General features: G+C 40.7%; 7 protein-coding genes. 5 read left to right on the top strand and 2 right to left on the bottom strand.

Annotation, left to right across the window (positions count from 1 at the left end; translation table 11 throughout):
• Window positions 1-94: 94 nt before the first annotated feature.
• From Q0K96_RS14825 to Q0K96_RS14805, 5 genes are all read left to right on the top strand, one after another.
• On the top strand, window positions 95-631 hold the full coding sequence (locus Q0K96_RS14825; RefSeq protein WP_297334758.1) for an ATP-binding protein: 537 nt from the start codon (window positions 95-97) through the stop codon (window positions 629-631).
• A 7-nt stretch (window positions 632-638) separates the two neighbouring features.
• Window positions 639-2,531, top strand: a complete 1,893-nt coding sequence (locus Q0K96_RS14820) for an ATP-dependent DNA helicase RecQ (RefSeq protein ID WP_297334757.1) — start codon at window positions 639-641, stop codon at window positions 2,529-2,531.
• Entirely contained in the window at window positions 2,531-3,478 is a 948-nt protein-coding gene (gene fmt / locus Q0K96_RS14815) for a methionyl-tRNA formyltransferase (RefSeq protein ID WP_297334756.1), read from the top strand. Before Q0K96_RS14820 ends, fmt begins: the two co-directional genes overlap by 1 nt.
• 187 nt (window positions 3,479-3,665) lie before the next feature.
• Complete coding sequence (locus Q0K96_RS14810) at window positions 3,666-3,944, top strand: HU family DNA-binding protein (protein WP_223053318.1); 279 nt, start codon at window positions 3,666-3,668, stop codon at window positions 3,942-3,944.
• Between the two features lie 116 nt (window positions 3,945-4,060).
• On the top strand, window positions 4,061-4,621 hold the full coding sequence (locus Q0K96_RS14805) for a YqgE/AlgH family protein (protein WP_297334755.1): 561 nt from the start codon (window positions 4,061-4,063) through the stop codon (window positions 4,619-4,621).
• On the opposite strand, the gene Q0K96_RS14800 is transcribed toward Q0K96_RS14805, so the two are convergent.
• Together Q0K96_RS14800 and Q0K96_RS14795 are read right to left on the bottom strand one after the other, a co-directional pair.
• A complete protein-coding gene (locus Q0K96_RS14800) occupies window positions 4,613-5,461 on the bottom strand; it encodes an aminotransferase class IV (protein WP_297334754.1) in 849 nt (282 codons plus the stop codon). The two genes, Q0K96_RS14805 and Q0K96_RS14800, sit on opposite strands and share 9 nt — an antisense overlap.
• Window positions 5,462-5,515: 54 nt before the next feature.
• On the bottom strand, window positions 5,516-5,908 hold the full coding sequence (locus Q0K96_RS14795) for an START-like domain-containing protein (protein WP_223053315.1): 393 nt from the start codon (window positions 5,906-5,908) through the stop codon (window positions 5,516-5,518).
• Between the last annotated feature and the right edge of the window lie 224 nt (window positions 5,909-6,132).

Here is a 6,132-nt window from a genome sequence, read left to right as displayed (position 1 = left end):
GAATAATTGTTAATAAACAGAACGTGTTAAGTGTTTTTTGACAGGTTTTGTATTAGCTTATGTTTCTTTACTTTTGCCTTTTGATTGTAGCATTGTGGCAAAAGAAATTGTAGTTATTATTGGTGGGCCCGGTTCGGGTAAAACAACTTTACTGGAAACCTTAGAAAGAAAAGGTTATACCTGCTATCCTGAAATATCGAGAGAGGTAACCCTTGAGGCGCGAAGGCAGGGCATAGAACAGCTTTTCCTTGAAAACCCGTTGCTCTTTAGCGAGCTGCTATTGGAAGGCAGGAAAAAGCAGTATCATGCAGCGCAGCAGGATGATAGCGATATTGTTTTTATAGACAGGGGGCTGCCCGATGTGTTGGCCTATATGCATTATATAGGAGATGCCTATCCTGCTTTTTTTGATGAAGCCTGCCGAAGCCACAAATACACCAGGATATTTTTTCTGCCACCATGGAAGGAGATCTATACTGCTGATGAGGCGCGCTATGAAACCTTTGAGCAGGCCGAACTGATTGCCGAACACTTACTCGAAACCTACAGGCAGTACGGATATACAATAACAGAAGTGCCCAAAGACACACCTGATAACAGAATTCTTTATATATTGGGGCAGCTATCATAACTACTTTATGCTACAACCTCAGGATGTACTAAAAAAATACTGGAACCACGACAGCTTCAGGGAGCCGCAGGAGCAAATAATACGCTCTGTACTTTCCGGTAACGATACTTTTGCCCTTATGCCCACAGGCGGGGGTAAGTCGGTTTGCTTTCAGGTGCCCGCAATGATGCAGCAGGGCATATGCCTTGTAATTTCGCCGCTCATTGCGCTGATGAAAGACCAGGTTGAGAACCTTTCCAAACGCAATATAAAAGCGATAGCCCTTACCGGTAACCTTAGTACAGATGAAATAAGTGACAAGCTGGATAACTGCAAGTTCGGAGACTATAAGCTTTTATACCTTTCACCTGAGCGGTTGCAGCAGGAATGGATAGCCGAAAGGATAAAGGAATTACCCATAAACCTTGTGGCAATAGATGAGGCGCATTGCGTGTCGCAGTGGGGGCACGACTTCCGTCCGGCATACCTTAAAATCGCCACACTGAAAAAAATGCTGCCTAACGTGCCGTTCCTTGCATTAACGGCCTCGGCTACCAAAAGGGTACAGCAGGATATAACAGAACAGCTTGGGTTAATAAACCCGGTTATATATAAAAAATCATTTGCAAGGGAAAACCTCGCTTATATGGTTTTTGAAACAGAAGACAAGCTGCACCGCATTGGCACAATACTAGATAAAAACCCGGAGCCGTCAATTATATATGTGCGCAACCGCAAATCGTGCCATGAAACGGCAAACCAATTGCAGCAGTTAGGCTATAGTGCCACTTTTTATCATGGCGGGCTTCGCGAAAAAGAAAAGGAGCATAATATGCGCCTCTGGATGCAGGAAAAAGCGCAGGTTATGGTAGCTACCAACGCTTTTGGTATGGGTATAGACAAGGCAAACGTAAAAACAGTTATACATATACAGCTCCCTGAAAATCTTGAAAACTATTACCAGGAGGCAGGCCGTGCAGGCCGTAATGGCGATAAGGCCTTTGCTGTATTACTGGTTAACCCTTCTGATGTTGCAGTTACCAAAAGCCAGTTTATTGATGTGCTGCCCAATAAGAAATTCCTGAAAGAGGTATATGCTAAACTAAACAATTACCTGCAGATAGCCTACGGGGAGGGGATTGGTGCTACTTATCCGTTCAATCTTAACGAATTTTGCAGGGTGTATAATTTTCCGGTGGTTAAAGCTTATAATGTGTTGCAGTTTCTCGACAGGCAGGGTGTGCTTACACTCAGTAAGGAGTTCAGCGAAAGCATAACATTGCAGTTTTTGGTGCCAAGCAAAGAAGTAATACGTTATATAAGCCTTAATCCTGCCGATGAAGAAATGCTGCTGGCTATACTTAGAAATTATCCGGGAGTGTTTGATATGGAAACTTCGATAAACAGTTCGCTTATCATGCGTAAGTCAGGCAAAAGTGAACAGGAATTGCTTACCATGCTGCAAAAATTAAAGGACAAAGATATAATTACGTTTAAAAGCAGCGGAAGCGACAGCAGTATTACATTTAATGAGGTAAGGGAAGATGAGCATACTATAAACCGGATTGTAAAGTATCTTGAAAAGCAAAATGAAATTAAAATAAGGCAGTTTGATGCCGTTATACAATACATAAACAATAACACCCGTTGCAAAAGCAGGCTGCTGCTTGACTATTTTGATGAAGCAGACAGCAAAGTTTGCGGTATATGCTCTTATTGTATTTCGGTAAAGAGGCCTGCATTACAACCACAGGAAACAGCCGAAGCTGTAATAGGGCTTTTAAAAGCAGCGCCGCTTGATTCAAGGGAAATAGAAGATAAATTAGGATTAACAGCTAAAGAAACAGTTTATATACTGCAACTTCTGCTGGAAAATGAGAAGATAATGATTAACCTGAATAACCAATACATTTTAAAGTAATGGAAAAACTAAGGATAGTATTTATGGGTACCCCCGATTTTGCCGTGGGCATACTCGACGCGATATACCAGAACAATTATGATATAGCAGCCGTAATAACGGCGCCTGATAAGCCTGCCGGGCGCGGGCAAAAGGTTAAATATTCGGCAGTAAAAGAATATGCTCTTCAAAAAGAGCTAACCATTTTACAGCCGACAAATTTAAAAGACCAGGCTTTTTTAGAAACACTTAAATCGCTTAATGCTAACCTGCAGGTAGTGGTTGCTTTCCGAATGCTGCCTGAAGCTGTATGGAAAATGCCCAAGCTGGGCACTTTTAACCTGCATGCATCTTTATTGCCGCAGTATCGTGGAGCAGCGCCTATTAACTGGGCAATTATTAACGGGGAAACCAAAACAGGCGTGACTACCTTTTTTATTGATGAAAAGATTGATACCGGGGCTATAATACTTAAAGAAGAAACAGACATACATCCTGATGAAACAGCAGGAGAATTACACGACAGGCTGATGCACCTGGGGGTAGATGCCGTATTAAAAACACTCACGCTTATTGCGGCAGGCAATGCAGAGCCTTTAGTTCAGCAGGTTAATGAAGATGTAAAAACAGCCTACAAGCTTAACAGGGATAATTGCAGGATAAACTGGAGTGCTCCTGGTATAGAAATTTATAACCTTATACGCGGTTTAAGTCCTTATCCGGCAGCATGGACATTTATAGTAGACAATGGGCAGGAGTGGAATGTTAAGGTATATGAGGCAGCCTTTGAAGAAGAACAGCACAATAAGGTGGTTGGCAGCATTAACTGTGAAGCACGTAAAATTAAGGTGGCAGTTTCTGATGGTTTTATTGATTTAAGAGTATTACAGTTTCCGGGGAAGAAAAAAATGACTGCCCCCGAATTGCTGAATGGCTTAAAATTATCCGATAATGCATCTGTAAAATAGCCTGAAAACACTACTGTTAACAAAATTTTATAAAATGCAAGCGTTGTTGTTAACATTGTTGCAAAAGTTATTAACAATTAAATTGAAATAGTTGCAAAACACTTGTATAATATGGATTTCCTATTAAATTTGTAGGACAGGATATGTAAAAACAAAATTTTAAACCAAACAATTAATAACAATTATTATGAACAAATCAGAATTAATCGACGCAATGGCTGCCGACGCAGGAATATCTAAAGGTGCAGCAAAGAAAGCTTTAGAATCTTTCATCAGCAATGTAGGCAATGCGTTAAACGAAGGTAAGAGAGTTTCTCTTGTAGGTTTTGGTTCATGGTCTGTTTCTGAAAGGGCTGCAAGAGAAGGCAGGAACCCGCAAACAGGCGGTACTATTAATATTGCTGCTAAAAATGTGGTAAAATTTAAGCCGGGCGCAGAGCTTGACGGTGCTGTTAACAAAAAGTAATTAACCGCAACCAGTATAGTAAGCCTCTCATCCGAGAGGCTTTTTTTATTAAAAAGTTATAAAATTGTTTTGGAAATGGACATTTTTTAACTAAATTTATTTCAAATTGCATGCCTATGATTTCAACTAAACCGAAAAAAGGCCATTTGCTGATAGCAGAGCCTTCAACCATAGGGGACATTTCTTTCAACAGGTCTGTGGTTTTGCTGGCCGACCATAATGAGGAAGGATCGGTTGGGTTTATACTGAATAAACCGCTCGGGTTTACTATACAGGATCTTATACCCGAAATTAACAGTGACTTTAAAATATACAACGGAGGCCCGGTAGAGCAGGATAACCTGTATTTTATTCATAACATACCTGACCTGATACCTGGCAGCATAGAAATTTCTAACGGTATATACTGGGGTGGCGATTTTGAGTCGGCTAAAGAGCTGATGAACCAGGGGCTGATTAAAAAGAGCAACATCAGGTTCTTTTTAGGCTATACCGGTTGGGATGCTCACCAGCTTGAAGACGAGCTTGAGGTTAATTCCTGGATTATATCTGAAAATAAATACAGGAATAAAATTATAGGTAAGTCCAGCAACTCATTTTGGAAGGAGCGTATAATGGAATTGGGCGGCGAGTACCTTATATGGTCTAACGCGCCGGAGAACCCTACATTAAATTAACCCGCCAAGCCTAATTTGTGCATTAAGTTTTTTAAGTAGTGCCGATGCTGTAGCGTTGGCATATTCTTTTTTGCGGTAACGTGTTACCGGCTGTATTCCTTTAATAACATTAGTAATAAATAATTCGTCAGCTTTCTGGAGCTCAAAAGGAGAAACAGAGCGTTCCTCAACTTCTAAACCTTCTGTTTTGCGTGCCAGCGCCAGTACCTGCTTCCGCATTATGCCGTTAAGGCACCCGTCTGAAACCGGCGGTGTTACCAGCTTATTCCCGCTAACCATAAATAGGTTGCCGTTTAATGCTTCGGTAACATTTTTTTCGTCATTAAGCAGCAGGCAATTGTTCAGCCCGTTCTCTTCTGCATATATGCTGCCGGTTATCTGTACTGCCTTATTGGTACTTTTAAGGGTAGAGAGTAGTTGTTTGGTTACATAAAAATCTTTAAAAAGATCGATTTCATATTCGCCTGCTTCAAAAGAATAAATGTTGTCAGGCAATAGGTCGGCAGTAATAATAAAATCGGTATTGTTATCAGTAGGCAGGTAATAGCCACCTTGTTTCCTGAAAAAAGTGAGCCTTGCCCTTGCCGAAGATGATATGTTGAGTGCATTGGTAAGCTCAAGAACTTTTTTCTCCATATACTCCATAGTAAAGTGCATGGGTATCTCCATTCGCAGTATGCGCATAGAAGCCATAAGGCGAAAGTAATGATCTTCGGCAAACAACACCCTGCCGTCCAGTATCTTAAAGGTTTCAAACACGGCATCGCCATATAAAAAAGCCCTGTTTTGGTGTATGCTGATATCTGTATTTTGGGTAAGGTTGCCGTTATAACTAATCATAAAAAAGCCCTGAATTTTATTCAGGGCAAATATAAAGGTAATAACGCTTATATCCTAAACAGAGCCTAACACATGCTTAAGGTCGGCTACCTGGTTTTCCCAAAGCTGCTTAGCTTCCTGTATGTCGTTTTGCTCTGCAAAATCAACCACCATTAACGAAACATCTTTCGTAATTTCATCAACCAGTATCCTTAGCTCAAAAAAGTACTCACTGTCTTTATTGTTCTCATCAACCCAACGGAATTTTACCCTTTCGCCTGATTTTTTAGACGCCATGCGGGCACGCTCTTCAGAGTCGTCCCAAATAAAGGTAAAGTATTCTCCGCGTGAGTTTACATTATCGGCAAACCACTCAGAAAGCCCTGACGGGGTAGATATATATTGATAAAGAAGCTGAGGTGAGGAAGTTATAGGGAATTCCAGTTCATATTTTACTTTTTCGTCCATCGGTCTGTATAATTTTCGCGAAATATATAATATTTAACACTTATAAAAAAACATTTAGGTAAATATATTTTTAAGAGAAAATATATTTGCGAACATTAAATAATGTTATATATTTGCACCCGCATTGAAATACTAAACAATGCACCATTATTGGCGAGGTAGCTCAGTCGGTTAGAGCGCAGGATTCATAACCCTGAGGTCACGGGTTCAACTCCCGTCTTCGC

Source organism: Flavobacterium sp. (assembly GCF_024305175.1).
Lineage (GTDB): Bacteria > Bacteroidota > Bacteroidia > Flavobacteriales > Flavobacteriaceae > Flavobacterium.
This window is presented reverse-complemented; position numbering and strand designations above follow the sequence as displayed.

Coding starts and splice junctions, on each gene's coding strand:
- Q0K96_RS14795 (WP_223053315.1), bottom strand. CDS start 5,908: ATGGACGAAAAAGTAAAATATGAACTGGAATTCCCTATAACTTCCTCA.
- fmt (WP_297334756.1), top strand. CDS start 2,531: ATGGAAAAACTAAGGATAGTATTTATGGGTACCCCCGATTTTGCCGTG.
- Q0K96_RS14810 (WP_223053318.1), top strand. CDS start 3,666: ATGAACAAATCAGAATTAATCGACGCAATGGCTGCCGACGCAGGAATA.
- Q0K96_RS14805 (WP_297334755.1), top strand. CDS start 4,061: ATGATTTCAACTAAACCGAAAAAAGGCCATTTGCTGATAGCAGAGCCT.
- Q0K96_RS14800 (WP_297334754.1), bottom strand. CDS start 5,461: ATGATTAGTTATAACGGCAACCTTACCCAAAATACAGATATCAGCATA.
- Q0K96_RS14820 (WP_297334757.1), top strand. CDS start 639: ATGCTACAACCTCAGGATGTACTAAAAAAATACTGGAACCACGACAGC.